Here is a 25,710-nt window from a genome sequence, read left to right on the forward strand (position 1 = left end):
TGGGGCCCCATGCTGCGCAGTCGGGTTGTCGCCTCCAAAGGGCCCGCGGAACGGACGCGACCCCCGACTCACCACCGGGTGCGCTTGCGTGCAGGTGCGGGCCAAGGGAACCCGCCCGCCGCGACGCTGTTGCGATGCCGCTCCAGTTCTGCGATGCAGCGCTTCCGCTCGCGGCTGGCAAGTGCGTCAAGCAAGGCGTCATGCTCCACCAGCGTGCGTTCCCGGTGTTCGGGGTGCTGGAACTTGCTCCAGATGGCCGGTTCGGCCATGGACCAGAGGCGGCGGACCTCCTGCAGGATCAGGTTGTGCGGCGACAGGCTGAAGATGCGGAAGTGAAACTCGCGATTCAGCTCGACCAGGCTCTCGATGTCAGCCGACCGCGCACTGATCGACATCCGGGAGTTCAACCCGGAAAGTGCAGCCAGCGTTTCCGGATCCGGCCACGCGATGGTACTCATCAGCTCGTCTTCGAGCAGGCTCAGCATTCTCCTGATCTGCGCGTGCTCGTGCGGTGCGCGCTTGGAAACGAAGTAACCCTGATGCGGCCGGTGCACCAGCAATTGCTGGTCGGTCAGCACGTTGAGCGCTTCACGAAGGGGCACGCGACTCACCTTGATTTGCTCGGCCATTTCTTCCTGCCGGATCTGCTCTCCGGGGCTGAGCTCCCCGCTGATGATCTTGGCCTTGAGGTGCCGAAGTGAACGTGCCATGGCCCCGTTGTCGTCCCCGAGCACACCAGTAGCTGCCTGCATCAACTCACCTCTTGTTTACCGCTGAAGCGCCCATCTTAAGCACAAGCTTCGCGGTAGTAACCCCTATTGAACTCATAATTGAATTCAAAGAGGATGGACTCCGTCTGAAAGGGGAACTTCTTGGCTTCGTCCGTCCCGCCGAAAAGGCGCCAGTCTCTGCACCTGCCTGGTGTCACGCATGGAGCCGCCCCCATCCCCATGGGGGCCAGAGTCGGGGGAGTCCTGTGGACGTCCGGCGTCATGGGCAAGGACCCACGCACTGACCAGTACCCCGACGACGATGCATCGCAGGCCAGATTCATGTTCGAGAACCTGCGGGAGTTGCTGCGCATCGGAGGGGCCACGCTGGACGACGTCGTCCGGGTGACCGTCTTCGTGAAGAACAACGAGCAGCGTGAAGCGATCAATGAACAGTGGCTGCGTTGTTTCCCGGATCCCGAAGATCGGCCGGCGCGTCATGTACAGGTCGTGGATCTGCCCGGGCGCATGCTGGTTCAGCTGGAAGCCATTGCGGTGATGGATGTGCCCCCGACGTGACCCGGTCGCTGGCTTCCATCACACCGGGCGGCGGCATGTCCGCGTCCGGGCGCAGTTCCCAAACTCCGCGCACCAGGTATCCGGGGACGTCCCTCGTTCCCACGCCTGCGCCACCCTCGATTCTCCAGAACCCGAAACGGCACACCACCGCCGCCGCGATTTCAACAGGACTGAACAATGATCATCGACTCCCACGCGCATGTGGTCGTGCCGCCGGAAAGCTACAAGTACATGGCGGAACTCGTGGCGAACCGCGGGAATCCGGCGTCAGCCGCCAAGCTGAGCGACGAGGCGGTGCGCCTCGCGGGCCAGAGCATCATCGACATCATGGACAGGGTGGGCACAGACATACAGTTCCTGTCACCCCGGCCGTACATGCAGATGCATTCCGTGAAACCTCAGCGCGTGGGGGCGCTCTGGGCGGGTCATATCAACGACCTGATTCACCGCACGGTCCAGATGTTTCCGAACAGGTTCCGCGGGGTTGCAGGCTTGCCGCAGTATCGGGACGAAAGCCCGGCAGGGTGCATCCCGGAGCTCGAGCTTCGGGTGAAGGAGCAGGGCTTCATCGGCTGCCTGCTGAACCCGGATCCCACCGAGGGCGACGGCACACCGCCCCCGGGGCTGGGCGATCCGTTCTGGTATCCCCTCTACGAGAAACTGTGCGAGCTGGACGTGCCTGCACTGGTGCATTCGGCGAGCAGTTGCCACCCGCGCGAGTCTTACACCCTCAAGTTCATCAACGAGGAAAGTATCGCGATCATTTCACTGATGGAGTCCCGGGTCTTCGAACGCTTTCCCACCTTAAAGCTCATCGTGCCCCACGGGGGCGGCGCGATTCCGTACCACATGGGGCGGTTCCGGGCCTGGGCGGTGCGGCGCGGCGGCATGAGCTTCGATGAGAAGCTGCGTCAACTGCATTTCGACACTTGCACCTACGACCGCAACGCACTGGAGCTGCTGTTCAAGACGGTCGGCGCCGATCGCGTCCTGTTCGGAACGGAGAAACCCGGAACGGGGAGTGCGAAGGATCCCGCCAGTGGCCGGGACTTCGACGACCTCAAGCCCGTCATCGAGTCGATCAACTTCCTTTCGGCCGAAGATCGGCGCAACGTGTTCGAGTGCAACTGCACTCGCCTGTACGGCCGGTTCCGCAAGGACGAGTAGCAGGAACCGCCATGGCACGCATCGTTCTGGGGATCGGTTCGTCGCACACCCCACTTCTCACGCTCGGGTCGGAGCATTGGCGCCACCGCGCCGAAGCAGACTATGCCAATCAGGCGCTCAACATGAGCGACGGAAGACTGCTGCGGTACGACGAGGTTCTGGCTGAACTCGGGCCGCGTTGCGCGGAACAGATCTCGCCGGAAATCCTGGCGCAAAAAGAGAGCGCCTGCAACGCTGCACTGGACCACCTTGCGGACGCGTTGTCGGCGGCCAGACCGGACATCGTTGTCATCATCGGCGACGACCAGCGCGAACTGTTTGGTTCCTCCAACCAGCCTGCGATCGCCATCTTCCATGGCGCTCAGATCGTGACTTGCCGCAAATTCCCTCCGGACGAGCGCGAGGGGTGGCGCAACGCCATGGCCCGCGGTTACCTGATGGACGATCAACACACCATCCCGGGCGCGGCATCTTTCAGCGAAAACCTGATCCGAGGCCTCGTTGACGAGGACTTCGACATCGCCGCCTGCGATCGTGTCGAGGAGCCGGATGCCGCCGGATTCGGACACGCCTACGGCTTTATCGTGAAACGCTTGTTCCGTGGTCGGAGCCTCCCGGTCGCACCCGTGCTGCTGAATACGTACTACGGTCCCAACGTTCCCAGCGCATCGCGTTGCTGGCATTTCGGACAGGCACTCCGCCGAGTGGTCGAAGCCGTCCCGGATGACCTGCGGGTTGCACTCATCGCGTCCGGCGGCTTGAGCCATTTTGTCGTGGACGAAGACCTCGACCGGAAAATCCTCGGCGCGATGGCGCTGGGTGATGCGCAAACCCTGACTTCGATTCCGCGCGCGGCCTTGATTTCCGGCTCCTCCGAAATCCTGAACTGGATCGCGCTGGCCGGTGCGGCAGGCCCGCTGCAAATGCGTTGGCACGCCTACCACCCGCTTTACCGCACCCCCGCCGGAACAGGCGTGGGGGCGGCTTTCGCAGTCTGGGCTCCGGATGCCGACACCCACGCCGCTGCAGGCGGCGATGCTCATCACTGAAGGGCGCTTCGAGTATGCTCAACAAGGACGACAATGAACTCCTTTGCCGCGTCGGCAAGGGGACGCCGATGGGCGAGCTGCTTCGGCGGTTCTGGCTGCCGGCGCTGCTCACCTCCGAAATCGAGGAGCCGGACGGCGCGCCCAAGCGCATCCGGGTGATGGGGGAAGACCTGCTCGCCTTCCGGGACAGTCAAGGGCTGGTCGGCATCATCGACGCGTACTGTCCCCACAAGCTCGCGCCGCTGTTCTTCGGCCGCAACGAGGAACGCGGCATCCGCTGCGCTTATCACGGGTGGAAATTCGACGTTCATGGAAACTGCGTCGACATTCCCAATCTGCCTGCCACGGCGAACGCCCCGGCGCTGCGGCAGCGTGCGAAGCTCACCTCCTACCCAGCCAAGGAGGCCGGCGGCTTGGTCTGGATCTACATGGGCCCGCCGGAACTCGAGCCGTCGCTTCCCGGCCTGGAGTGGCTGGGCCTGCCCCCCTCGCACGTGCAGGTGGCTCGCTGGCTCCAGCGATCCAATTGGGCGCAGGGCATGGAAGGCGAAATCGACACCTCACATGTGAGTTTCCTGCATCGGTCGCTGGCGGCGCCGCTGAGCCCGACGCTGCCGCCCGCCATGAACGACGGGGCCCCGCTCATCACGCTCCGGGAAACGGACTACGGCTTCATCTACGGCGCTCGCCGGCAGACCGAATCGCCAGGGCAGTACTACTGGCGCGTCACGCAGTGGTTCATGCCGATGTTCAGCATGATCCCCAATGATCCCGGCGATCTCTACCCGCGGGGCGGCAGGGCCTGGGTTCCAGTGGACGACGAACACGTCATGATCTTCACCTATTCATATCGTCACGGAGAGCCGCTGAGCAGCGAGCACCGAGCCATGTTCCTGTCCGGTGCGGCCTTCCCGCCACCCCTGCAGGCAGGGGCGTACCAGCTGCCGGAGGGGTTCGTCATCGACACGTTCCTGCCCCTGGCGACTCGCGAGAACGACTACAAGATCGACCGCGAACGCCAAAAGTCGCTGACATTCGCGGGCGTTCAGGCCATCACCGATCAGGATCGCTCTCTTCAGGAGAACATGCGCAGTGTTCCTGGAGTGGGGCCAGGAAAGATCGTGGACCGCAGTCGAGAGATGCTCGTGCCGTCCGACCTGCCGGTGATCACGGCGCGGCGCATGCTTCTGAAGGCAGCGAAGGACCTCTCGAGCGGCATCGAGCCCGCTCTGCCCCGGAACCCGGACTCGTACAAGCAGCGTTCAGTGGCGGCGATGTCTGCGGAAGGCGATTTCGAAAGTCTGCTGCAGACCCCTGAAGTTCGCCAGCGCATGCAGCAGGTTCTTTCATGAGCGGAGACAACAGATGATCAGGCTCTTTCTTTCTTTCTTGCTTCTGCTGCCCTTGATGAGCCTTGCGCAGACATGGCCGGACAGGCCTGTGAAGCTGGTGACCAACTTTGCCCCCGGCAGCGCGCCCGATGTGCTGGCGCGGACAGTAGGGCGTTTTCTCTCGGAAGAACTGCGGCAGCCGGTGGTCGTGGAGAACCGCGTCGGCGCAGCGGGCAACGTTGGCGTCGAATACGTGGTGCGTGCCGCTCCCGACGGTTATACGCTGCTGTACTCGCCGGGCAGTACGATCACCATGAACCCGCACCTGTACCAGTTCGACCTGCAAAAGGAACTGGTGCCCGTGGCAGCGGTCAACCTCTCGGCGCTCCCGCTGGTCGTGAGAGCGGATCTTCCCATCCATAGCGTCAAGGATCTGATTGCCTACGCCAAGCAGAACCCCGGCAAGCTGACCTACGGCTCGTCGGGGGCCGGCAGTCCTCTGCACGTCGCTGCGGAGTTGCTGCTCAGCGGCGCCGGCATCAAGGCGGTGCACGTGCCTTACAAGGGTTCCGCGCAAACGACCAACGCGCTGCTGGCGAAGGAAATCGACTTCGCTTTCGACGCCGGCGTGGCCTCACCGCACGTGAAGGCCGGCAAGCTGCGCTACCTGGCGCTTGCCTCCAGCGCGCGTTCTCCGAGCTACCCTGGTGTTCCGACAGTGGAGGAAGCAGCCGGCTTTCCCGTGGAAGTGAGCGTGCCCGGCGGGATCTTCGCGCCTCCCGGCACTCCGCCCGAACTGGTGGCCCGCTTGAACCAGATGATCGGCCGCATCATGGCGAATCCGGCTTTCCGCGACGCCATCTCGGTCATCAACAGCGCCCCGCCGCCCACGCATCTCTCGCCGTCCGAACTCGCCGCCAGCTTTCGAAGCTACACGGATCGTTTCGGCGCCGCGATCCGCGCGGCGAACATCCCTCGGCAATGAGCCAGCTGCGCCAGATGTCACAGTTCAATAGCGGTAGCGATCGGCGCTTGCGCGTGGGCGTGCTCGGGCTGGGAATGGCGGGGGGCATCATGGTGCCTGCCCTGGCGTCCCATCCCCGCACGGTCCTGGGTGGCGCGGCGGACTTGAACGCGCTGCTGCGTCAGCGGTTTGCCAGAGACTACGGAATTGCCGCAGAGGAAACGGCCGAGGCACTCGTTGCGCGTCCTGACATCGATGCGGTGTACATCGCGACCCCGCACCAATTGCACCGGGATCATGTGCATCTTGCCGCAAGATACGGCAAGCATGTGATCGTCGAGAAGCCCATTGCGCTGACGTTGCAGCACTGCGACGAGATGATCGAATCGACGGAGCGGGCCGGCATCGTGATGATGGTGGGACACACGCACAGTTCGGATCCGGCGGTGAGCGTGTTGCGGGACTTCACTGCGCGAGGTGAGTTCGGCCGGCTGGCCATGGTGGCGATGCTGAACTACACGGATTTCATGTATCGACCGCGCCGACCCGAAGAGCTCGACACGGCGCAGGGCGGCGGCATCATCTACAACCAGATCCCCCATCAGATCGAAGTGGCTCGCTTCGCCGCGAATTCCGAGGTACGCTCAGTTCGTGCCTCGCTGTGGAAGCTGGACGGCACGCGTCCCACGGAAGGGTGCTGCGCAGCGTTCGTGCAGTTCGCGTCTGGAGCGGCCGCGACCATGGTCTACAGCGGCTACGACCACTTCGACAGCGACGAGTTTCACGGCTGGGTGAGCTCCAGTGGTCGCGTGAAGCGCCCGACCCATGGCGCCACGCGCCGTCGGCTCCGGGAGCTCGCGGCAGGAGGTGGAGAAGCCGCAATGAGAACGGACCGCTACGGGTATGGAGGAAACTTGCCAACGAGCGTGCCGACGCATCAGGCTCATTTCGGGCAGATGATCCTGACCTATGAACGCGCGGACGTTCGCACTTCCCCCGCTGGCCTGACTGTTTATGATGACGAAGGTGTGCGGGAGGTCTCGATCGACTGTTCGCGAACCGGGCGCGCTGCCTTGCTGGACGAGTTCTGTGCGGCCGTGATCGACGGCAAGCCGCCGATCCACGATGGCCGATTTGCTCGCGGCACGCTGGCTGCTTGCCTTGCGGTGCTGCGCTCGGGCGAGACCGGCGCGGAGGTTTTCCTTTGATGAGTGCGGTCTTGCGCGCCGATGGCGTTCCCATGCGGGATGTGGTCGTCGCGGCTCGGCGCGAGGAGGCCGAAGGCGTCGTCTCGCTCGAACTGCGGGCGATGCCGGGAGAGTACCTTCCAGGATTCAGCGCGGGTGCCCACATCGAGGTTCACGTCCCCACTGAACGGGGTGGGCTGCAGCGCCACTACTCCCTGGCCAACGACCCGTCGGAGCGCCACCGTTATGTCATCGCCGTGGCGCGGGATCCGGCGAGTCGAGGCGGGTCGCAATGGATTCACGATCACGTGCGTGAAGGGCAGGTCCTGCGCGTCGGAGAGCCATGCAACAACTTCCCACTGGCAGAGGACGCTGCGCGAAGCCTGCTGATCGCCGGAGGTATCGGAATCACGCCGTTGCTGTCGATGGCGCGTCGCCTCACCACGCTGAACAGGAACTGGTCGATGTACTACTGTGCGCGAACTCCGGCGCGAGCGGCCTTCCTGCAGGATCTGCTGAAGCTCGGAGGCGAAGTGGTGCCGGTTTTCGATGCGATGCCTGGAGTTTCGAAACTCGACCTGCAGGCCCTGGTGGAGAAAACCTCCGCTGACACACACCTTTACTGCTGCGGCCCGAGCAGCCTCCTTCAAGCATTCCTCGACGTGGTCCGGCATCGCGACAAACGGACGGTGCACGTCGAGTGGTTCTCGGCTCCGCCCGAGGCCGCGGGGACCGGGCCGGACTCGGCGTTCACGGTGCATCTGGCGCGGAGCAACCTCACGCTCCAGGTGGGCGCCCACCAGTCGATACTGGAAGTCGTCCGCGCGGCGGGCCTGGACGTCCCTTACTCCTGCATGGAGGGCATTTGCGGCAGCTGTGAGGCAAGGGTGGTCAGCGGCGAGTGCGATCACCGTGACCTGATCCTTGCAGACCCGGCGTGTCACAGGAGCATGATGATCTGTGTCTCCCGAGCCAAGGGAGATGCCATCACTCTTGACCTGTAGTTACGGCTGCCGCACCCCAAGGCGACGGCAAGGCGGCGGAACCGAGCTGGCAGCACCATCACGAGAGGAGAGCGACGCATGAGCATCGACCCCAGGGAATTGCTCGAGTGCTTACGCGGCCTGTACGACTGCGCCGCGCGGTTGCATGAGCTGCATGCCGGCCTGCCGCCGCGGTTGCCTGGCACCGCCACACGGTGGGAGGACTCGGCATGAGCACGCCCGCCGAATTCGTCCGCCGCCTTTCGCGGCTCGATGTCTGTGCCGTCTCCGATGCCATGGACAAACTGGGACTTCCTGCCGCGTTGAGTGGCCTGGAACAGCGGTCCACCACGCGGCGCATTGCCGGCCGCGTGGTCACTTACCGCCTGGTTGCAGCTGCGCAAGCGCCCGCGCAGGAAGGCCCTCCACGCCACCTCGGCACGACCGCGATCGAGATGGCGCAGCCGGGTGACGTGGTGGTCGTCGAGCAGCGCACCGGCCTGGACGCGGGCAGTTGGGGCGGCATCCTGTCACTCGGTGCCAAGCTGCGCGGAATCGCTGGCGTGATCGCGGATGGCCCCGTGCGCGACATCGACGAGGCCCGCGCTTACGACTTCCCGGTTTACGCGCGCGCGCTGACGGCGCGCACCGCGCGCGGCCGCGTCGTGGAATCAGAGGCAGGTCGTCCGATCTCGATTGGTGACGTCACGGTGGGCACGGGGGATTACGCCATTGCCGACGCCAGCGGCGTGGTCTTCGTCTCCGCGGCGGACATCGGTCGTGTCCTTGACACTGCCGAACACATCGCCGGCCGTGAGGCCGCCATGGCCAAGGCGCTTCTCGCCGGTGCGCGGATCACCGAGGTCATGGGCGCCGACTACGAACACATGCTCAAATGAGCGGGAGAAACATCGGCATGCAGGACATGAACGTCGCGCGCGCTGCGAAGCTGGACACGGCGACGCTCAGCGATGCGCTGGACCGGCACGGGCTGATCGGCCAGTGCTCGAAGATCAAGCCGCGCTCGGCTTCTTTCCGGATGACGGGACGTGCCTGGACCCTGCGCTACGGCCCCGCCGGTCAGCCCGCCGGCACCGTGGGCGATTACATCGACGACCTGCCGCCGGGCACGGTCGTCGTGCTGGACAACAATGGCCGGGAAGACTGCACTGTCTGGGGCGACATCCTCACGGAGATCGCCAGCCGCAAGGGCATCGCCGGAACGCTGATCGATGGCATCAACCGCGACGTCTCCCTGTGCCTGGAGCTGAATTACCCCGTGTTCAGCCGCGACCACTGGATGCGCACAGGCAAGGACCGGGTGCAGGTGGAGGCCACGCAGGTGCCAGTGAACGTGGGCAACGTGCGCGTCTGCCCGGGGGACCTGATCCGCGGCGACGCCGACGGCGTAGTGGTCATCCCCGCCTCCTTCGAGCAAGAAGTGCTCGCCGCCGCGGAAGAGATCCAGTCCGCGGAGGACGCGATCCGCAAGAGCGTGCGCGAAGGCATGAGCCTGCGCGATGCACGCGAGAAGCACCGCTACCACCAGCTCCAGGCGAGGAACACGCCGTGAGTGGCGCTCCGAAGATGCCTTCGGGCCCGACCATCCGCGCGGACATAGACCGTGTGGCGCCTGCCGTGGTGGAGAAGGCGCGCCGGCTGTCGGCAGCCACGCTGCACGAGGCGGCCGGGCGCATCGGCAGTATGCCCAGCGCCATCAAGCCGGTAGCGCCTTCCTTCCGCATCTGTGGCCCCGTCGTGACGGTCGATTCACCGGGCGCTGACAACCTCTGGCTGCACCGCGCCATCTATGTGACGCAGCCGGGCGACGTGCTGGTCGTGCACGTGGGCGATGCTCACGAGTGGGGGTACTGGGGCGAGATCATGTCGGTGGCGGCGAAGGCGCGCGGCCTCGGCGGCTTGGCCATTGACGGCTGCGTGCGCGACGGCGCCATGCTCGAGCAGTTGGGCTTTCCGGTGTTCGCGCGGGGACTCTGCATCCGCGGCACGGGCAAGGACTTTGACGCGCGCGGCTGGATCAACCATCCGACCCTGTTCGGCAACCTCGCAGTCCATCCCGGCGACCTCGTGGTCGGCGACGCCGATGGCGTGGTGGTGCTGCCGCGCCAGCGGGCGGCGGAACTCGTGCACGACGCCGAGCAGCGCGAGGCCAAGGAAGCGGCAATCCTGCAGCGGCTGCGGGCCGGCGAGCGCACGCTCGAGATCTACAACTTCTGAACCGTCATGCATACCGACAGGAGGCAACAGAGCGCGCCCGATGTTGCCGCGCGGGTGATCGGACGCTTTCTTGCCGAAGAACTGCGGCAGCCGGTGGTCGTGGAGAACCGCGTCGGCGCAGCCGGCAACGTTGGCGTCGAATACGTGGTGCGTGCCGCTCCCGACGGTTATACGCTGCTGTACTCGCCGGGCAGTACGATCACCATGAACCCGCACCTGTACCAGTTCGACATGCAAAAGGAACTGGTGCCCGTGGCAGCAACCAGCCTCTCGCCGCTTCCACTGGTCGTGAGAGCGGATCTTCCCATTCATAGCGTCAATGATCTGATTGCCTACGCCAAGCAGAACCCCGGCAAACTGACCTACGGCTCGTCGGGGACCGGCAGTCCTCTGCACGTCGCTGCGGAGTTGCTGCTCAGCGGCGCCGGCATCAAGGCGGTGCACGTGCCTTACAAGGGTTCCGCGCAAACGACCAACGCGCTGTTGGCGAAGGAGGTCGACTTCGCTTTCGACGCCGGCGTGGCGTCACCGCACGTGAAGGCCGGCAAGCTGCGCTACCTGGCGCTTGCCTCCAGCACGCGTTCGCCGAACTACCCTGGTCTTCCGACAGTGAGGGAAGCAGCCGGCTTCCCCGTGGACGTTAGCGTGCCGAGCGCCATCTTGGCGCCGCCCGGCACTCCGCCCGACATCGTCGCTCGGTTGAACCAGACGATCGGCCGCATCATGGGGAACCCGGCCTTCCGCGACGCCATCGCAGTCATCAACAGTTCCCCGCCGCCCGCGCATCTCTCGCCGTCAGAACTCGCTGCCAGCTTTCGAAGCTACACGGATCGTTTCGGCGCCGCGATCCGCGCGACGAACATCCCGCGGCAGTGAGGCACCTCGGGTAAGTCCCGACAGGCGTTCAGCGCGCCCCGCGACCGAGCAAACGGTCCGCGATGATGTTCCGCTGGATCTGGTTGGTCCCCTCGACGATCTGCAGGACCTTCGCGTCGCGGAAGTAGCGGTTGATGGGGTATTCGTTGGAGATGCCGGCGGCGCCGAACAGTTGCACCGCATCGGTGGCCACCTTCATGGCGGCGTCGGTCGCGAAGCACTTGGACATGGCCGCGATGGATGCGAGCTGCTCGAGCGACACGCCTGCGTCCACCATCGCAGCCGCCTTGTAGACGAGGTTGCGCGCGGCCTCCGTCTGCATCGCCATGTCCGCCAGCATCCAGCGTACCCCCTGGAAATCGCTGACACGCTGGCCGAAAGCCTGCCGGTTCTGCACGAATTCCCGGGCGAGGTCGGTCGCCCCCTGCGCCAGCCCCACGCCGCGCGCGCCGATCAGCGGACGGCTCTTGTTGAATGTCTCCATCACGAGCTTGAAGCCCTTGCCGGGCTCGCCCAGCACGTTCTCACTCGGGACGAATGCATCGTCGAGGAACAGCGCGCAAGCCGGCACGCCCCGCGCGCCCATCTTGTCTTCCCTACGTCCCACCACGAACCCTGGCGTTCCGCGCTCCACGATGAACAGGCCGATGCTCCCCGACCCCTTGCCTTTCTCGTCACCGACCCGAGCCGCCACCAGCACGAAGTCCGCGATGTGCGAGTTGGTGCACCAGATCTTGGAGCCGGTCAGCCGGAACCCGCCCGGTACTTCGGCTGCGCGCGTCCTGATGCCTGCCACATCGGACCCGCTCTGCGGCTCCGTGCTCGAGATGGCGCCACGCAATTCGCCGGCTGCCAGCCGCGGCAGGAAACGTTCGCGCTGCTCCTGCGTGCCTCCGGCGAGGATGGCGCCGAAAGGCACCCATTGCAGCAGCAGGAGGTAGGCCGTGTTGTAGCACGCGCGCCCGAGTTCCTCGATCGCGAGGCACGACGACACCATGCTGTTCGAGCCGCCGTACGCCTCGGGGAACGGCAGCGCGAAGAGGCCGAGCTCGCGCAGCAGGTCGAACATGTCCTGCGGGTACTCCGCAGTGCGGTCGATCTCGGCGGCGCGGGGCGCGACGCGTTCACGTGCGATACGGCGCACGAGCTCGCGGATCTGCACCTGGTCTTCGGTCAACAGGAGGGACACCTGGATTCCTTTCTTTCCGTGAAAGCGCGGTTCCGCCAGCTCACGATGGCATCTCGAGCACGACGCGGCCGGTCGCCTGCCGTCCTTCGAGCAGCGCCAACGCGTCGCGGAACCGCGCCAGCGGAAAAGTCGCGCACACCCTCGGCCGCAGCTTGCCGTGCGCCGCGGCGTCCAGCATCCAGGCCCGGTAGGCTGCCCCCTCGTGTGGCCGGCGCTTGACATGTTCGAGCGCCCGTACGCCCACGATGCTGAAGCACTTGAGCAAGGGCTGGTTCGTCCTCACCTGGGGGATCTGTCCGCTGGCGAACCCCACCACGAGCAGACGCCCGCCCCAGGCAATGCAGCGCATGGATTGCTCGAAGACCTCGCCGCCCACCGTGTCGAGGATGACGTCCGCGCCTTCGCCGGCGGTGATCTCGAGCACCCGCTCCTTGAAGTTCTCACGGCGGTAGTCGATGCCGAAGTCCGCGCCCTCGCTGGCAGCGAGGGCCAGCCTGTCGGCACTGGACGCCGTGGCGATCACGCGCGCACCGAGGAACTTGCCAACCTGCACTGCTGCGAGGCCGACGCCACCCGCGGCCCCGTGCACCAGCAACGTCTCACCCGGCTGCAGGGTGGCGCGTTGCAGCAAGGCGTTCGTCGCCGTGGAGACTGCCACGACGAACGACGCAGCCTCGGCGAAAGTGAAGTCCTGTGGCACGCGCAGTAGTTCCTCCGCCGGTGCAATCGCCTCCTGCGCAAAGCAGCCATGCCACGCGGTGAACATCACCCGGTCGCCCACGGCGTAGCCGGTGACGCCGTCGCCGACCTCGCTGATGCGGCCCGCCCCCTCCATGCCGGGCGTGAAGGGCAGCTGCGGCTTCACCTGGTACAGGTTCCGCGACATCAGCAGGTCGGGAAAATTGAGACCCGCCGCCTGCATCGCGATGCGCACCTGGCCGGCGGCCAGTGGTCGGCTCGGCAACTGCTCGAGCACCAGCGAATCCGGGCCGTCGTGGGTGCGGCAGACGACGGCGGTGTACATGTGGCGGCTCAGTCGATCTTCACGGGGTTTGCCTTCACGATCTGCACCCACCTGCCCAGTTCGTCGCGCATGTACGTGCCGTATTGCGCCGATGGCATGTAGCGGGGCAGCGCGCCCTGCGCCGCGAACTTCTCCAGCAGTGCCTTGTCCTTCAGCGCGGCGGCGATCGCGGCATCCAGTTTCTGGATGATTTCCGGCTTGGTGCCGGCCGGTGCCATGATGCCCGACCAGGCGCCGACCTCCAGACCCTTGACCACCGCCTCTGACATGGTGGGCAGCTGCGGCAGCGTGTCCATGCGCTCCAGCGTGCCGACGGCAAGTCCGCGGATGCGGTCATCCTTGATCAGGGGGATCGCACCCGGTGCGGTGGCGAGGTAGAAGTGGACCTGGCCGCCGGCGAGGTCGGCCAGCGCCGGTGCCTCGCTGCGGTAGGGGACATGGGTCGCTTGCGCCCCGAGAGACTGCAGCATCAGCAGCGTGGACAGATGCGTGATGTTTCCATTCCCGGCCGATGCGTAGTTGAGCTTTCCTGGATTGCGCTTCAGGTAGCTGACGAAGTCCTGTGGGGAACGTACGTCGAGCTTCTTCGAAGCGACCAGCACGAGCGGCAGGTTCGCCGTCATCGAGACCGGAATGAGATCCTTGGTGACGTCGTAGGACAGTTTCGGATACAGCGCCGGGCTGATCACGATGGAGGAGGTGTTGTACAAGAGGGTGTACCCATCGGGTAGCGCCTTCGCCACGATCTCGCCGGCGATGTTCCCGTTCGCCCCGACCTTGTTGTCGAGCACCACCGGCTGGCCGAGAATGCCGCCCAGCCGCTCGGCCAAAGCACGCGCGATCACGTCCGTGCCGCCGCCCGCGGCGAAGCCGATCACCAGGCGCACAGGCTTGGTCGGGTATGCCTCCTGGGCCCCAGCAGCCGGGACCAGCAGGCTTGCGAGGCATCCGATGGCCAGCAACTGGCTGGCGATTCTCGTCGTCATGCACGGTCTCCGGCTGAAGGGTTCAAAAAACCGAACGCGGTTCAGAAAATATCATCCACGATCCCGAAGGTCAACGCCCTTTGCATAGGCAAACGAAAGGGTGCTCCAAGCCAGGTCGCGGCACCGGGGCTCGCGGGCTTTTCTTGGGAACTCACAACCGGAAGCTGTCTTCTCCGGACACTTTCAAGTGCACGCCCCCCAGCACGCCCGACGCGCGTCGCGCGACGTCCTGCACCGCCGCGATCAGCCTGCCGAGGTCGGCCTTGAAGCGACTCGACGGCCCGGCGATGCTGAGGGATGCGAGGCAATGGCCATCGACATCGAGCAATGGCGCCGCGACGGAGGCGAGGCCGTCGAGGTAGCAATCGATCGCCCACGCCACGCCATCGCGCCGGATCTGCTGCAATGTCTCGCGCAGCCATGTCTTCGTGATCGGCCTGGCGGTCTTCGCGCGGATCGCCACCGTCGCCAGGTAGTCGTCCCGCCACTGCGGCTGCGAATAGGCGAGCAGCACCCGGCCGGCGCAGCTGGCGTAGAGCGGTCGTGCGGTGCCCGCGGTGATCTGGTAGCGCACGGGGTGGGGGCTGTGGATCACCTGCACGTACGTGATCACGCCCGTTTCGCGCTCGAGCACGCCGAGCAGCACGGTTTCTCCCGTGCTGCGGGAGAGGTCTTCCATGAAGGGGCGAACCACCCTGTCGAACTTCCAGGCAGCCTGCACGCCCGCACACAGGCGGAAAGCCGCGCCGCCCAGCCGGTAGCGGCCGCGGTCGTTCACCAGGTAGCCGTCCGCCACGAGCGGACGCAGCAGATTCAGCAGGCTGCTCCTCGGGGTGCCGAGCACCTCGCTCAGCTCCGAAAGCGCCATGCCCTGTGGCGCGCGCGAGAGGGCATCGAACATGCCCAGCACGCGCATCAGCGAGCGGGGGCCCGCGACTTCACCATCGTTCGGAGCGGCAGCTTCTGCCTGGACACGGGGCAAGGGAAATACCAGTGGAGGAGGGGAACCGCATCGTACCCGGGCAAGGGGGAGGGTGATGCGCAGGACGAACGTGGCGCTCAGGAAGCAGGTGCTTGCCGCAGCGTTCCGGCGCGTTGCAGCGCGACGATGTCCTGGGCCGGGAGCCAGCCAGCCAGTGCGGCCGCGACGTCGGCGTCGTTCGGCGAGGGGGGTGTTGGCTGGTCGGGAACGCTGCGGAAGAAGCGCGGCGCCGGGGCGGGCTGCGTCACGCCGTCGACCTCGATGAAGGTGCCGCGCTCCGCCAGGTGCGGGTGGCGCGGCGCCTCGGCCCAGCTCAGAACGGGCGCGAAGCACGCGTCGCTGTCCTGCAGGCGCGTCGTCCACTCTTCCCGGCTCGCCGTGCGGAACTTCGCGGCCAGCAACTCGCGGGCCTTGGGCCACGCGGCGCGGTCCGACTGGCGGCCGACGGCGGCGGGATCGATCCCGAGCAGGCAGAGCAATTCGGTCAGGAATTTCTGCTCCACTGGGCCGACGGTCACCCATTTGCCGTCGGCGCACTCGTACACATCGTAGAAGTACGCCCCGCCGTCGAGGATGTTGGTCCCCCGGTCCCCGAGCATTCCTGCGGCCAGCATGCCGAAGAACGTGGTCGCCAGGTGTGCCGCGCCGTCCACGATGGCGGCGTCCACCACTTGTCCCCGCCCCGACTGCCTGGCCTCCAGCACACCGGCCAGCAGTCCCACTGCGAGGTAGAGCGACCCGCCCGCGTAGTCGCCCACGAGGTTCAACGGGATCGAAGGCGGCGCGCCGGCGTGACCTATGGCGTCGAGGATGCCAGTGAGGGCAAGGTAGTTGATGTCGTGTCCGGCCCGTTGCGCCAGCGGCCCGGCCTGGCCCCAACCGGTGATGCGGCCGTACACGAGCCGCGGGTTGCGCGCCAGGCAGGGCTCGGGGCCGAGTCCCAGGCGCTCCGTCACTCCAGGGCGGAAGCCCTCGATCAGCGCGTCCGCTTTCTCCGCCAGCCGAAGCACCACGTCAACCGCATCGGGATCCTTCAGATCCAGCGAGATGCTGTGCCGGTTGCGCAACAGCAGGTTGTGGCGCAGCGGGCGTTCGATGCCGAGGCCGGAGGGCTCCCGTCGGTCGATGCGCAGCACCGTCGCGCCCAGGTCTGCCAGCAGCATGGCGCACATGGGCCCGGGTCCGATTCCGGCGAGCTCGATGACCTTGATTCCGGCCAGCGGGCCGCGGGTGGAGGACGCGTTCACACAGCACTCATTTACGAACGATGTTCGGGAATCTAAACTGCGCGCAGGGCCACGTCAAACATGGAGCGATCGGGATGCAGGACATGCAGCCGGACAGCGGCAGCGGTCCCTTGGCAGGCATACGGATGCTGGACCTCACCACACGCCGAAAACCGGCTCGGGTGATGGCCGCCAGCCGCAGGACATAGGCCGCTTCAGGCTGCCCATTCAAGTCGGCCCGTACCCTCTGACCCGGGTGTGGCCTCGGTGGCCGCGATCAGCTTGGAACCCTTGGCCGCGGCCGTCTTCACCCGGTCCTTGAGCCTGTCGAGCTGCGGGCGGAAGCGGTCTGTCGGTCCTGCGATGTTGAGGCATGCCACGCACCGGCCGCCGTCCCCAAAAAGCGGGGCGGCGACGGCGCTCAGGCCGGTCATGTACACGTCCAGGGACCAGGCGATCCCTTCCGCCTGGATCTGCTCGATTTCTCTCCTGAGAGATGCTTTCGTGAGCGGTGTGGCCAACGCGACGTCCAGGTCGACTCCGAGCAGGTAGTGCTGCCGCCACTGGCGATCCGAGTGCGCGAGCAGGACACGCCCGGCGGTGCTCGCGAAAAGGGGCCGCACACTGCCCGCCGCGATCTGATAGCGCACCGGATGCGGCCCGTTGACGATGTCCACGTAGATCATCAAGGCCTTCTCGACGTCCATCACGGAGAGCATGACGCTTTCGCCGGTCTGCCTGGCAAGCTGCTCCATCACCGGACGCATCACGCGCGGCAGGTACCAAGCGTGCAGCACACTGGAGGCCAGGCGAAAGATGGAGGGGCCGAGCCGGTACGTATTCCTGTCGTGGATGAGGAAGCCCTCGGAGACCAGGGGACGCAGCAAGTTGCGCAGGCTGCTCTTCGGCGAGCCGAGCAGCGTGCTTAGTTCCGCCAGGCTCGAGCCGTCGGGTGCCGCTGATAGCACGTCGAAGAGGGCGAGCAACCGGGCCAGCGAGCGAGGTCCGCCGCTCTGCCGCGCCGCCGGCTTCTTCAGATTCGCTTTCATGCGGCGGCTATGGTACTGCGGCCCCGACCGAACGCCCGATCGCCAGGGGTGGTGAGACCAGTGGGGAGGTCAGCCGGGGTCTGATGTCATTGCGAGCAGCAGGCGATGCAATGCGGACAGCACCACGTCCCTGGCCTTGTGCTGCGGGTCATGCCCGACGCCGGGCAGGGCCGTGACTTCCAGAGGCATCGTCCCATGGGTGACCAGCGCCGTGGCACTGGGTCGCCAGCCGTAGGGGTCGGCCTGGCCGAACAGCGCTGCCACCGGACAGCGCACGCCGCCCAGCTGTTCGGCCATGGACCACAGGACGGCGTCTTCGGTCGACCACGGTGCGTGCCAGCCCCGAAACATCGCGTCGGTCTTGTCGCCGTGGTGGCGCATGAGCCGCTCGCGCAGTCCGCCGCGCTCGAATGCCTGGCGAGCCACTTCCATGCCGCGCACCATATGCAGGTCCAGCGAGATGGTGGGCGAGCAGGCGCAGACGGCACGCACCGCCCGCGGGTGGGCCGCTGCGGCCAGCAGCGACATGGCGCCGCCGTCGCTGTGGCCGAAAAGCACAGCGCTGTCGATGCGAAAGTGGCGCAGTACCTCTGCGAACACCGGACCGGACTCCTCGAACCGGTAACTGCGCTCGCGGATTGCCGTCAGTGTGTCCGATCGGCCATAACCCCAACGGTCGTAAGAGAGCACGGCCAGCCCGGTGGTCTCGGCGATGGCCTGTGGCAGGTTCCTCCACGTACTCGTGCAGTCCAGGCCGCCGTGGAGCATGACGACCACGGGCCCACCGGCGTCGAGATCGCCCCAGCTGCTGGCGCTCAGGCGGTGCCCGCCAGCGACGAACTCATGCTGCTGCATCAGGTCTCCATGTGCCCGTCTCAGTACGATTTCGGCAGCCCCAGGACATGCTCGCCCACGTAGTTCAGCAGCATCTCGTTGTTGATCGGCGCGATCTCCAGCAACCGGATCATCGGCCAGAGGGTGACGATGTCGTAGTCGCGGTCGAACCCGTAGCCGCCGTGCGTCTGCAGGGCGGCTTCCACCGCGGCCACGGCGGCGCGCGAAGCCAGCAGCTTGGCCATGTTGGCGTGGGCGCCTGCGTCCTCGCCGCTGTCGAAGCGGTCGGCGGCGTCATAGGTCATCAGCCTGGCGGCTTCAAGCTCCGCCTTCGCCAGCGCCATGCGGTGCTGCAGCGCCTGGTAGCTTCCGATGGGCTTGCCGAACGGCTTCCGATCCTTCGCATAGGCCACCGCCTTGGCGAGCGCGTAGTCGCCCAGGCCCAGTGCCGCACCTGCGGCCAGCAGGCGCTCCGAATTCAGGCCTTCGAACATCAGCTTCGCGCCCTTGCCGGGCTCGCCGATCACGGCGTCGGCGGGCAACTGCACGTTGTCGAAGAACACCATGTACTGCCGCTCCGCGGTCTCCACCTGGATGTTGAGTTGCCTGAGCGTGATGCCCGGCGTCTTCATGTCCAGCACGAACAGCGACATGCCCTCGGTGCGGTGCTTGACCTCAGCGGCCTTGGTGGTGCGGGCCACCACCATCATGGTGTCGGCATCGCGGGCGCCGGAGATGAAGACCTTCTGCCCGTTCAGCGTCCAGCCGCCGCCTGCGTTGGGCGTCGCCAGGGTGGTCATTGCGAAGCTGTTGGTGCCGGCATTGGGCTCCGTGATGGCGAAGCACATCTTCTTCTCGCCCGTGCAGGTGGGCGCCACGTACTTGGCGATCTGCTCGCGCGTGCCGTTGCGGATGATCGGCACCCGCGCCAGCCCGGTGACCACCAGGAACAGCGTGGGTATGCCGGCGAGCGCGAGGGCTTCGTTCAGCGCCGTGATCTCGAGAACACCGCCGCCGGAGCCGCCGTGCTCTTCCGGCACCGACAGGCCGAGCAGGCCGAACGTGCCGAGCGCCTGCCACAGCTCCTCCGGAAAACGGTCTTCCTGGATGCACTGCAGGATGTAGCTGCGAGGGTATTGCGCGGTGACGCCGCGCGTGGCCTCCTGGATGTCGCGCACGCGCGACTGGATCTGCGACGAGGCGGTCTGGCGCCCGGTCGGCGAAGTGACGGTGTTCATGGAAAGTCCTTCTGGTCTGTGTAAGGGCGCAGGCGTCGCAGGAGTCAAAGCGCCATGTCGGCCGGGATGGGCACGGGATGCTCGAGCAGCATCTGCGCGAAGGCCTTGCCCTGGGAATCCATGCGCACCGAGGCGATGCCACCGCCGCCGAGGGCCTGCTGAAGGGTGAAGTTCAAGGCGTGCGTGCCGGGCAGGTCGTAGCGCCGGACCTCGCCGCTGGCCACATGGCCGAACCAGAGGGCGACCGCTTGTTCCGTGATCGCCGCGCGGATGTACGGCAGGAACTCGGGCCGACGCGCGATGATGCCGATGTTGGCCGAGTCGCCCTTGTCGCCGCTGCGCCCCCAGGCCAGTTGCACCAGCGGCACGGTACGCGCACCGCGCGCGAACGCACCGGCCGCTGGCAGCGGGCCGCCCACCGCGGGCAGCCTGCCTGCGTCCAGCGGCTTGCCGGCCAGCTGCGGGGCGGCGAGCTTCTGACCGCCCATGTCGATGTTGACTTCGAGCTGGTTCTTGGGCACCAGGCAGGAGAACAGGCGCACCACGGGCTGCACCTTGGGGCGCCCGCCGGTGAAGCCGGTGACGGCGGGTGACGACATCAGTGCCATCGGAGCGACCTCGCGCGAGAACAGCTCCAGCGCGTCCTTCATCGGGTGACGCACGCCGACCTTGAGCATGACTTCGCGCGCCGAGCTCCGCGCGTGCGGGCCGTAGGTGTCTTCCGCGCCTATGGCCTCGACGCTGGTTTCGGTGAAGTCCGGCCAGCCGCGCGCGGCGTAGTGGCGGCGCACGCGCGCCAGCATCGCCGAGCCGGTCCGGCGTGCCTTCGGGCCGGCGTCGATGCCGCCGATCATGAACAGGCTCATCGCGCGGAATCCGTCCGCATAGGTGAGGCTCGCCTTGGCCTGATCAGTCGGCGGAAGCCCGCGCGCACCCTTCACCTCGACGCGGTCCGGGCCCACCTGCGCCAGCGTCACCGAAGTGAAGTCGCAGACCACGTCCGGCAGGATGTAGGCTCGCGGGTCGCCGATCTCGTAGAGCATCTGCTCTCCGACGGTGGATGGGCAGACCAGGCCGCCGGTGCCGGCCGGCTTGGTGATGACGAAGCTGCCGTCTGCGCGGCACTCCGCGATGGGGAAGCCCATGTCGTCCCAGCCCGGCACGCTCGCCCAATCGGTGTAATTGCCGCCGGTGGCCTGCGTGCCGCACTCGATCAGGTGGCCGGCCAGGCTGCCCTGGGCCAGCTTGTCCAGGTCCTCGGCGTTCCAGCCGAAGTGCGCGATCAGCGGCCCCAGGGCGACCGCGCTGTCGACGCAACGGCCGGTGACGACGACGTCGGCACCCGCGGCCAGTGCCGCGGCGATGGGGAAGGCGCCCAGATAGGCGTTGGCGCTCATCACCTTGGCCGGGAACGCGGCGCCGGAGAACATCTCCCTGACGCCTGCCGCGCGCAGGACCTCCACCTGCGGCATCAGGTCGTCGCCCAGGATCGCCGCGATCTTCAGGTCGACGCCCTCGGCCTGCGCCGCGGCCACGAGTGCCTCGCGGCAGCCGGAAGGGTTGACGCCGCCCGCGTTGGCCACGACCCGGATCCCGCGGTCCTTGATCTGCTTCATCAGCGGCCTCATCGTGGCAACGAAGTCGGGCGCGTAGCCTTGGGCCGGGTCCTTCGCCTTGGCGCGGATCAGCAGCGACATGGTGATCTCGGCCAGATAATCGAACACCAGCACGTCGATGTCGCCGTGCTCGATCAGCTGGGCTGCTGCGAATTCCGTGTCGCCCCAGAAACCGGAGGCGCAGCCGATGCGGAGGGTGTCTTTGCTCATGGTGTAGGTCTGCGGGTGGGTACTGGGGGCTCATGCCTGCGCCGGTGCCGGTTCGCGGGGCCAGAAGATGCGCCAGATGCCCTTGGCCGTCGCGCAGGTGCGGCCCTGCGCATCGAGCAATTCGCCCTCGGCGAAGGCGATGTTGCGGCCGGCGCGCACGACCTTGCCGCGGGCTTCGAAATGCTCGCCCGTGGCCGCGTCGACATAGTTGATGTCGAGGTTGATCGTCGACTGGCGCAAGCTGCGCGGGTCCACGCTGCCGATGTCGGGGCGCGCGAGCAGTGAAGAGGCAATGGCGCATCCCAGTGCGCCATCGAACATGTAGGCGATCACGCCGCCGTTGAGCACGCTGTCGGAACCGCCGCCGCCGCGCTGGGCAGCCGTCGCTCGCGGCAGGCGCACCACGGCTTCGCCGACGCCGACCACATCGAGCTGCAGGCCCTGCGCCTGCATGAAGCTGTTGTTGCCCCACCGCTGCCAGAAGGCGTCGACGACGTGCTGGGGAATCTTTTTTTCGCTCACGCTGGTCCTCCGTTGAATGCTGGGCTGGGTCGGGGCACCGCCGGCTCCTCTTCTTCAGGCGCTGGCGCTGTTGGTGCGCAGCAACTGGTCGAGCGTGCGCTCCAGGTGGCGCAGCGAATTGCACTCACGCGCGATGTGGCAGTAGGGCAAGTACCGCTTCATCTCGGAATCGCCCAAGCCCCAGAACGACACCGGCTCGGGGTTGAGCCAGATCACGCGCCGGGCTCGCCCGTACAGCGTCTTCATGATCTCGGCGCGAGCCTGCCCGCGGTTGTTGCGGGCGTCTCCCAGGATCAGCACCGTGGTGCGGCGGTCGATGCGGTGCATCAGCTGCGCGTCGATGTCTTCCAGCACCTGCCCGTAGTCGGTGCCTGCGCCGCCCACTGCCTGCAGGACGCGGTCCACCGCTTGCTCGACGGGCAGGGCTGCGAACGTGGCAGTCACGTCGACGAGGTGGTTGGTGAAGGCAAAGGACTGCACGTCCGGGACAAGCTCGTCCAAGCTGTAGAGAAACAGCAGCAGGAAGCGGGCGTACTGGCGCACCGAGCCGCTCACGTCGCAGATGGCCACCACGCGCGGGCGTTCCACCCTGGTGCTGCGCCAGAAGGTCTCGAACATCACGCCGCCGTAGGCTGCGTTGGCGCGCATCGTCCGGCGGAAGTCCAGCTGGCCGCGCAGTTCGCGCCGCTTGCGGCGGGCATGGCGTTCGGCCAGGCGCCGCGCGATCTTGCGCACGATCTCGTGCATGCGGGCGAAGTCCCGGCGGTCGATGTGAGACAGCTTCTGCGTCTGCAGGAAGTCGTCGTGCAGCTCGCGGGTGGGTGCCGTTCCGTACATCGACAGCTTGCATTCCACGAAGTTGCGTACCTCGTTGAACAGGTGCTTGCGCGCCTGCTCGAGCTCGGCCACGCGCTGCGGCGCCATGGTCTGCCGGCGCGCTTCGGTGATCTCCCGATCCAGCAGCTCCAGCCCCATGGCCTGCTGGATCTTCTGCGTGTAGTAGCCCTTCTGCGTGAAGAACCAGATGTCGGTCAGGCCGACATCGCGCGCTGCCTGCTGCATGCGGCGTGACAGCGCGGCTGAATCACCCGACAACAGGAGCTGGGACAAGCTCTGGCCCGCACTGCCATGGCACCCGCCGGGACCGCCGCTGCCCTGGTCACTGCCTTCGGCGGCTGACGGTGGCTGCTCATCGGGCCGCGACGGCGCGGGCCGCGAACCTCCTTTGCCCCCGCGCTGCGTTTCGAAAGCGTCGAAATGGAAGAAACGATCGAACGTCTGGTCGAAGACGGCACGATCGGGCACGGTCTTGGCGAGGGTTGCGCCAAGCGCGCTCTTGAGCAGCTCGCGGTCGTGCCAGCCCACCAGCGCCGTGGCGCGCGCCGCATCGATCTGGGCATTCAGGCTCACGTCCAGGTCGCTGCCGCGCAGCGCTTTGAAAAAGTCCTCAAGCGTTGCTTGCATGCGGCAGCTCCGCGTCCTTGCGAGCCTGGGCGAGCAGGGCCGGCAGCTGCTCGCTGGCGGAGGCAATGTCTTGCTCGAACTTGAGGAACACATTGAGAGTGTCCCGTACCAGGTCCAACTGCAGGTGCTCGGCGTTCAGCAGCAGCAGGGTCTTGGCCCAGTCGATGGTCTCGCTGACCGAGGGCTGCTTCTTCAGGTCGATGGCGCGCACCGCTTGCACGAAGGCGACCAGCTCCCGGTTCAGCGCCTGCGACAGACCCGGCACGCGACGCTCGAGGATCGCCCGCTCCACCGCGGGCTCCGGGAAGGGAATGTGCAGGTGCAGGCAGCGGCGCTTGAGCGCGTCGCTCATCTCGCGCGTGTTGTTGCTGGTCAGGAATACCAGCGGCTTGACCTTGGCCGCGATCGTGCCGAGCTCCGGCACCGACACCTGGAAGTCTGACAGCACTTCGAGGAGGAAGGCCTCGAACTCCGGGTCCGACTTGTCCACCTCGTCAATCAGCAGCACGCAGCCGCGCTCCTGGTGCAGCGCCTGGTACAGCGGCCGCGGCTCGAGGAAGTGCTCCGAGAAGAACAGGTCGTCGTGGCTGTGCAGCCGCTCGATCGATGCCGCCAGGCCGACGGCGCCCTGCATCAGTTCGGCCAGCTTGTCCTTCAACAGCTGGGTGTAGAGCAGCTGCTTGCCGTATTTCCATTCGTACAGCGCCTTCGACTCGTCGAGTCCTTCATAACATTGCAACCGGATCAGAGGCACTTCCAGGATGGAGGCCATGCTCTTGGCGAGTTCGGTCTTGCCGACTCCGGCCGGGCCCTCCACCAGGATCGGCTTCTCGAGATTGAAGGCCAGGTAGACCGCGGTGGCAAGCTGGCGGCTCGCGATGTAGTCGACGTGGGACAGGCGGGAGGACACCACTTCGACGCTGTCGAAGTGCGAGTCATGCAGGGACTTCATGATGTTCCTTTGAGGCTGACCATGCGGATACCGGCTTTCATGTGGCGCGCCTCGCTGACGCGACGCGCGATGCCGAGCACGGCGCGCACATCGCTGGCGAGATCGAGAAATTCAGGCGCCGGGTCGCCGAGTGCAGTGGCAACGGCTTCGCAGGAGTCCTGCCAGCGTTGCAGCACGATGCGCACGCCGGCATTGAGGTCGGCGAGGCGCTCGCCGGGGCCGTGGCGGCCGAGTTCCCTTGCGCATTCGGTTGCCAGGGTTTCGATCGCCTGCAACTCGAGCCTCAGCGCACCGAGACCTTCGACCGTCTCTGGCGTCGGGTTGGCGCCTCGCTTCCCGCGCGTCAGCCCTTCCAATTGGGCCCGCATCGTGCCCACCGTGGCGCCGGCCAGCAAGCTGTCCTCGAGGGCGCGCATTGGTTTGGCGATCATGTCGAAAGCATTGCCGAAGGCGCCCAGGCGGCGGACGTCGGCGACAGGGCAGGCGACGAGCGACAGGCCACAGTGGCCGAGGGGCGGCAGCACGGCGGCTGCGCCCGCATGTGTCCGGTTCAGCCCCCGTGCATCGGCATCGACCAGGAAAGCGTCGAATTGTTTGCGGCCCATGTGCTCGCCGGTGGTCGCGATGACGACGAAGGCATCGGCCGCCGGGCCGTTGCTCGCGTACGACTTCTCGCCATCGAGCAGCCATTGTCCGTCGTGACGGCGCGCAGAGCACTGCAGCAGCTTGGGGTGAGCTCCAACATTCGGCTCCGAGATGGCCAGTGCGACGATCTTGCGGCCTTCTGCCATCAGGCGGAGCAGCGCGCATTCGTCTTCGTTGGCCAGGAACGGGCCGAGGACGAAGCGGCCGAGCATTTCGTTCATCAGCCATGCCAGGGCCAACCCGAGGTGGGCGCTCTCGTGCGAAATGACGCCAGCCAGTGCGGCTATCCCCGGCCAGTCCGCACGGGCGGCGCGGCCCCCGGCGTCGAAACCTACGCCCAGCATGCCGCGCCGCGCCAAGTGCTGCCACCAGGCATCTGGAAACGGGCCGCCGCGCGCCACTGGCGGTGCGCTGCGCAGCGCATCGCGCATTTCGGCGAGCAGGCTACCGGCAGGGTACCTGCCGCTCCCTGCGTCAACGGGGTTCATCGGTGGAACCCCAGCTGGCGCACCGCGAGCTTGCGCATCACGCCGCCGCCGAAGGCGTTGGCCGGCGGGCGCTCGCGAAAGCGCTCGACCGGCACGAGCATCTGCTGGCGACAGTGGGCGAAGGGGGCGGAGGCGCACTCGGTCTGGGTCTGCAGGACGGGCATGCTAAGCGCTGGTTGCGCGGCGCAGCCGAAACGGCAC

27 protein-coding genes are annotated in these 25,710 nt (G+C 66.6%); 12 read left to right on the forward strand and 15 right to left on the reverse strand.

Annotated features, from left to right (window positions below; translation table 11 throughout):
• Positions 1-68 precede the first annotated feature (68 nt).
• The gene (locus tag M3149_RS04145) at positions 69-710 is read right to left on the reverse strand and encodes a GntR family transcriptional regulator (RefSeq protein WP_251708072.1); all 642 of its coding nucleotides are present in this window, start codon (positions 708-710) and stop codon (positions 69-71) included.
• Positions 711-950: 240 nt separating this feature from the next.
• Between M3149_RS04145 and M3149_RS04150 the strand changes: the two genes are divergently transcribed.
• The 12 genes from M3149_RS04150 to M3149_RS04200 all read left to right on the forward strand — a co-directional run bounded on the left by M3149_RS04150 (position 951) and on the right by M3149_RS04200 (position 11,084).
• Positions 951-1,289 carry a RidA family protein gene (locus M3149_RS04150; RefSeq protein ID WP_285886437.1) on the forward strand — a complete coding sequence of 113 codons (339 nt, stop codon included), beginning with the start codon at positions 951-953 and terminating at the stop codon, positions 1,287-1,289.
• Between the two features lie 177 nt (positions 1,290-1,466).
• The gene (locus tag M3149_RS04155; RefSeq protein WP_251708074.1) at positions 1,467-2,456 is read left to right on the forward strand and encodes an amidohydrolase family protein; all 990 of its coding nucleotides are present in this window, start codon (positions 1,467-1,469) and stop codon (positions 2,454-2,456) included.
• Between the two features lie 11 nt (positions 2,457-2,467).
• Positions 2,468-3,505, forward strand: coding sequence for a protocatechuate 3,4-dioxygenase (locus M3149_RS04160; RefSeq protein ID WP_251708075.1), 1,038 nt, complete (start codon positions 2,468-2,470; stop codon positions 3,503-3,505).
• A gap of 14 nt (positions 3,506-3,519) precedes the next feature.
• Positions 3,520-4,857 (forward strand): Rieske 2Fe-2S domain-containing protein, encoded by a 1,338-nt coding sequence (locus M3149_RS04165; RefSeq protein WP_251708076.1) that lies wholly within the window; start codon positions 3,520-3,522, stop codon positions 4,855-4,857.
• Positions 4,858-4,870: 13 nt separating this feature from the next.
• A complete protein-coding gene (locus M3149_RS04170) occupies positions 4,871-5,821 on the forward strand; it encodes a Bug family tripartite tricarboxylate transporter substrate binding protein (protein ID WP_251708077.1) in 951 nt (316 codons plus the stop codon).
• The gene (locus tag M3149_RS04175; RefSeq protein ID WP_251708078.1) at positions 5,818-7,008 is read left to right on the forward strand and encodes a Gfo/Idh/MocA family protein; all 1,191 of its coding nucleotides are present in this window, start codon (positions 5,818-5,820) and stop codon (positions 7,006-7,008) included. Before M3149_RS04170 ends, M3149_RS04175 begins: the two co-directional genes overlap by 4 nt.
• The gene (locus M3149_RS04180) at positions 7,008-7,991 is read left to right on the forward strand and encodes a PDR/VanB family oxidoreductase (protein ID WP_251708079.1); all 984 of its coding nucleotides are present in this window, start codon (positions 7,008-7,010) and stop codon (positions 7,989-7,991) included. Before M3149_RS04175 ends, M3149_RS04180 begins: the two co-directional genes overlap by 1 nt.
• Before the next feature lie 78 nt (positions 7,992-8,069).
• A complete protein-coding gene (locus M3149_RS22995; protein WP_285886440.1) occupies positions 8,070-8,204 on the forward strand; it encodes a hypothetical protein in 135 nt (44 codons plus the stop codon).
• Positions 8,201-8,869: an RraA family protein gene (locus tag M3149_RS04185; protein WP_251708080.1), complete on the forward strand. Its 669-nt coding sequence runs from the start codon at positions 8,201-8,203 to the stop codon at positions 8,867-8,869. Before M3149_RS22995 ends, M3149_RS04185 begins: the two co-directional genes overlap by 4 nt.
• 17 nt (positions 8,870-8,886) lie before the next feature.
• Positions 8,887-9,543, forward strand: coding sequence for an RraA family protein (locus M3149_RS04190; RefSeq protein WP_251708081.1), 657 nt, complete (start codon positions 8,887-8,889; stop codon positions 9,541-9,543).
• Between the two features lie 14 nt (positions 9,544-9,557).
• On the forward strand, positions 9,558-10,208 hold the full coding sequence (locus M3149_RS04195) for a 4-carboxy-4-hydroxy-2-oxoadipate aldolase/oxaloacetate decarboxylase (RefSeq protein ID WP_251708177.1): 651 nt from the start codon (positions 9,558-9,560) through the stop codon (positions 10,206-10,208).
• A gap of 6 nt (positions 10,209-10,214) precedes the next feature.
• Positions 10,215-11,084 (forward strand): tripartite tricarboxylate transporter substrate binding protein, encoded by an 870-nt coding sequence (locus M3149_RS04200; protein WP_251708082.1) that lies wholly within the window; start codon positions 10,215-10,217, stop codon positions 11,082-11,084.
• Between the two features lie 28 nt (positions 11,085-11,112).
• On the opposite strand, the gene M3149_RS04205 is transcribed toward M3149_RS04200, so the two are convergent.
• The 14 genes from M3149_RS04205 to M3149_RS04270 form a co-directional block, all read right to left on the reverse strand.
• Positions 11,113-12,261 carry an acyl-CoA dehydrogenase family protein gene (locus M3149_RS04205; RefSeq protein ID WP_285886441.1) on the reverse strand — a complete coding sequence of 383 codons (1,149 nt, stop codon included), beginning with the start codon at positions 12,259-12,261 and terminating at the stop codon, positions 11,113-11,115.
• Positions 12,262-12,313: 52 nt separating this feature from the next.
• Positions 12,314-13,297 (reverse strand): NADPH:quinone oxidoreductase family protein, encoded by a 984-nt coding sequence (locus M3149_RS04210; RefSeq protein WP_251708084.1) that lies wholly within the window; start codon positions 13,295-13,297, stop codon positions 12,314-12,316.
• Between the two features lie 8 nt (positions 13,298-13,305).
• On the reverse strand, positions 13,306-14,283 hold the full coding sequence (locus M3149_RS04215; protein WP_251708085.1) for a Bug family tripartite tricarboxylate transporter substrate binding protein: 978 nt from the start codon (positions 14,281-14,283) through the stop codon (positions 13,306-13,308).
• A 151-nt stretch (positions 14,284-14,434) separates the two neighbouring features.
• Positions 14,435-15,265: an IclR family transcriptional regulator gene (locus tag M3149_RS04220; RefSeq protein WP_251708086.1), complete on the reverse strand. Its 831-nt coding sequence runs from the start codon at positions 15,263-15,265 to the stop codon at positions 14,435-14,437.
• Positions 15,266-15,342: 77 nt separating this feature from the next.
• Positions 15,343-16,512, reverse strand: coding sequence for a CaiB/BaiF CoA transferase family protein (locus M3149_RS04225; RefSeq protein WP_353056798.1), 1,170 nt, complete (start codon positions 16,510-16,512; stop codon positions 15,343-15,345).
• Between the two features lie 194 nt (positions 16,513-16,706).
• The gene (locus tag M3149_RS04230) at positions 16,707-17,540 is read right to left on the reverse strand and encodes an IclR family transcriptional regulator (protein ID WP_251708087.1); all 834 of its coding nucleotides are present in this window, start codon (positions 17,538-17,540) and stop codon (positions 16,707-16,709) included.
• A gap of 69 nt (positions 17,541-17,609) precedes the next feature.
• A complete protein-coding gene (locus tag M3149_RS04235; RefSeq protein ID WP_251708088.1) occupies positions 17,610-18,395 on the reverse strand; it encodes an alpha/beta fold hydrolase in 786 nt (261 codons plus the stop codon).
• 20 nt (positions 18,396-18,415) lie between these two features.
• Entirely contained in the window at positions 18,416-19,612 is a 1,197-nt protein-coding gene (locus M3149_RS04240) for an acyl-CoA dehydrogenase family protein (RefSeq protein ID WP_251708089.1), read from the reverse strand.
• 44 nt (positions 19,613-19,656) lie between these two features.
• Positions 19,657-21,438: an acyclic terpene utilization AtuA family protein gene (locus M3149_RS04245; RefSeq protein WP_251708090.1), complete on the reverse strand. Its 1,782-nt coding sequence runs from the start codon at positions 21,436-21,438 to the stop codon at positions 19,657-19,659.
• Positions 21,439-21,468: 30 nt separating this feature from the next.
• A complete protein-coding gene (locus M3149_RS04250; protein WP_251708091.1) occupies positions 21,469-21,960 on the reverse strand; it encodes a PaaI family thioesterase in 492 nt (163 codons plus the stop codon).
• 54 nt (positions 21,961-22,014) lie between these two features.
• On the reverse strand, positions 22,015-23,424 hold the full coding sequence (locus M3149_RS04255) for a vWA domain-containing protein (protein WP_251708092.1): 1,410 nt from the start codon (positions 23,422-23,424) through the stop codon (positions 22,015-22,017).
• Positions 23,408-24,376 carry an AAA family ATPase gene (locus M3149_RS04260; RefSeq protein WP_251708093.1) on the reverse strand — a complete coding sequence of 323 codons (969 nt, stop codon included), beginning with the start codon at positions 24,374-24,376 and terminating at the stop codon, positions 23,408-23,410. Before M3149_RS04260 ends, M3149_RS04255 begins: the two co-directional genes overlap by 17 nt.
• Positions 24,373-25,509, reverse strand: coding sequence for an acyl-CoA dehydrogenase family protein (locus tag M3149_RS04265; RefSeq protein WP_251708094.1), 1,137 nt, complete (start codon positions 25,507-25,509; stop codon positions 24,373-24,375). The genes M3149_RS04260 and M3149_RS04265 overlap by 4 nt, the downstream gene beginning before the upstream one ends.
• Positions 25,506-25,673, reverse strand: coding sequence for a hypothetical protein (locus tag M3149_RS04270; RefSeq protein WP_251708095.1), 168 nt, complete (start codon positions 25,671-25,673; stop codon positions 25,506-25,508). Before M3149_RS04270 ends, M3149_RS04265 begins: the two co-directional genes overlap by 4 nt.
• Positions 25,674-25,710 lie beyond the last annotated feature (37 nt).

The organism is Hydrogenophaga intermedia, from assembly GCF_023715105.1.
GTDB classification, from domain to species: Bacteria; Pseudomonadota; Gammaproteobacteria; order Burkholderiales; family Burkholderiaceae_C; genus Hydrogenophaga; species Hydrogenophaga intermedia_A.

What these genes read in the sequence shown, in the direction of transcription:
- M3149_RS04145 (WP_251708072.1), bottom strand. Translation starts at nt 710, where the DNA reads ATGGCACGTTCACTTCGGCACCTCAAGGCCAAGATCATCAGCGGGGAG.
- M3149_RS04150 (WP_285886437.1), top strand. Translation starts at nt 951, where the DNA reads ATGGGGGCCAGAGTCGGGGGAGTCCTGTGGACGTCCGGCGTCATGGGC.
- M3149_RS04155 (WP_251708074.1), top strand. Translation starts at nt 1,467, where the DNA reads ATGATCATCGACTCCCACGCGCATGTGGTCGTGCCGCCGGAAAGCTAC.
- M3149_RS04160 (WP_251708075.1), top strand. Translation starts at nt 2,468, where the DNA reads ATGGCACGCATCGTTCTGGGGATCGGTTCGTCGCACACCCCACTTCTC.
- M3149_RS04165 (WP_251708076.1), top strand. Translation starts at nt 3,520, where the DNA reads ATGCTCAACAAGGACGACAATGAACTCCTTTGCCGCGTCGGCAAGGGG.
- M3149_RS04170 (WP_251708077.1), top strand. Translation starts at nt 4,871, where the DNA reads ATGATCAGGCTCTTTCTTTCTTTCTTGCTTCTGCTGCCCTTGATGAGC.
- M3149_RS04175 (WP_251708078.1), top strand. Translation starts at nt 5,818, where the DNA reads ATGAGCCAGCTGCGCCAGATGTCACAGTTCAATAGCGGTAGCGATCGG.
- M3149_RS04180 (WP_251708079.1), top strand. Translation starts at nt 7,008, where the DNA reads ATGAGTGCGGTCTTGCGCGCCGATGGCGTTCCCATGCGGGATGTGGTC.
- M3149_RS22995 (WP_285886440.1), top strand. Translation starts at nt 8,070, where the DNA reads ATGAGCATCGACCCCAGGGAATTGCTCGAGTGCTTACGCGGCCTGTAC.
- M3149_RS04185 (WP_251708080.1), top strand. Translation starts at nt 8,201, where the DNA reads ATGAGCACGCCCGCCGAATTCGTCCGCCGCCTTTCGCGGCTCGATGTC.
- M3149_RS04190 (WP_251708081.1), top strand. Translation starts at nt 8,887, where the DNA reads ATGCAGGACATGAACGTCGCGCGCGCTGCGAAGCTGGACACGGCGACG.
- M3149_RS04195 (WP_251708177.1), top strand. Translation starts at nt 9,558, where the DNA reads ATGCCTTCGGGCCCGACCATCCGCGCGGACATAGACCGTGTGGCGCCT.
- M3149_RS04200 (WP_251708082.1), top strand. Translation starts at nt 10,215, where the DNA reads ATGCATACCGACAGGAGGCAACAGAGCGCGCCCGATGTTGCCGCGCGG.
- M3149_RS04210 (WP_251708084.1), bottom strand. Translation starts at nt 13,297, where the DNA reads ATGTACACCGCCGTCGTCTGCCGCACCCACGACGGCCCGGATTCGCTG.
- M3149_RS04215 (WP_251708085.1), bottom strand. Translation starts at nt 14,283, where the DNA reads ATGACGACGAGAATCGCCAGCCAGTTGCTGGCCATCGGATGCCTCGCA.
- M3149_RS04230 (WP_251708087.1), bottom strand. Translation starts at nt 17,540, where the DNA reads ATGAAAGCGAATCTGAAGAAGCCGGCGGCGCGGCAGAGCGGCGGACCT.
- M3149_RS04235 (WP_251708088.1), bottom strand. Translation starts at nt 18,395, where the DNA reads ATGCAGCAGCATGAGTTCGTCGCTGGCGGGCACCGCCTGAGCGCCAGC.
- M3149_RS04240 (WP_251708089.1), bottom strand. Translation starts at nt 19,612, where the DNA reads ATGAACACCGTCACTTCGCCGACCGGGCGCCAGACCGCCTCGTCGCAG.
- M3149_RS04245 (WP_251708090.1), bottom strand. Translation starts at nt 21,438, where the DNA reads ATGAGCAAAGACACCCTCCGCATCGGCTGCGCCTCCGGTTTCTGGGGC.
- M3149_RS04255 (WP_251708092.1), bottom strand. Translation starts at nt 23,424, where the DNA reads ATGCAAGCAACGCTTGAGGACTTTTTCAAAGCGCTGCGCGGCAGCGAC.
- M3149_RS04260 (WP_251708093.1), bottom strand. Translation starts at nt 24,376, where the DNA reads ATGAAGTCCCTGCATGACTCGCACTTCGACAGCGTCGAAGTGGTGTCC.
- M3149_RS04265 (WP_251708094.1), bottom strand. Translation starts at nt 25,509, where the DNA reads ATGAACCCCGTTGACGCAGGGAGCGGCAGGTACCCTGCCGGTAGCCTG.
- M3149_RS04270 (WP_251708095.1), bottom strand. Translation starts at nt 25,673, where the DNA reads ATGCCCGTCCTGCAGACCCAGACCGAGTGCGCCTCCGCCCCCTTCGCC.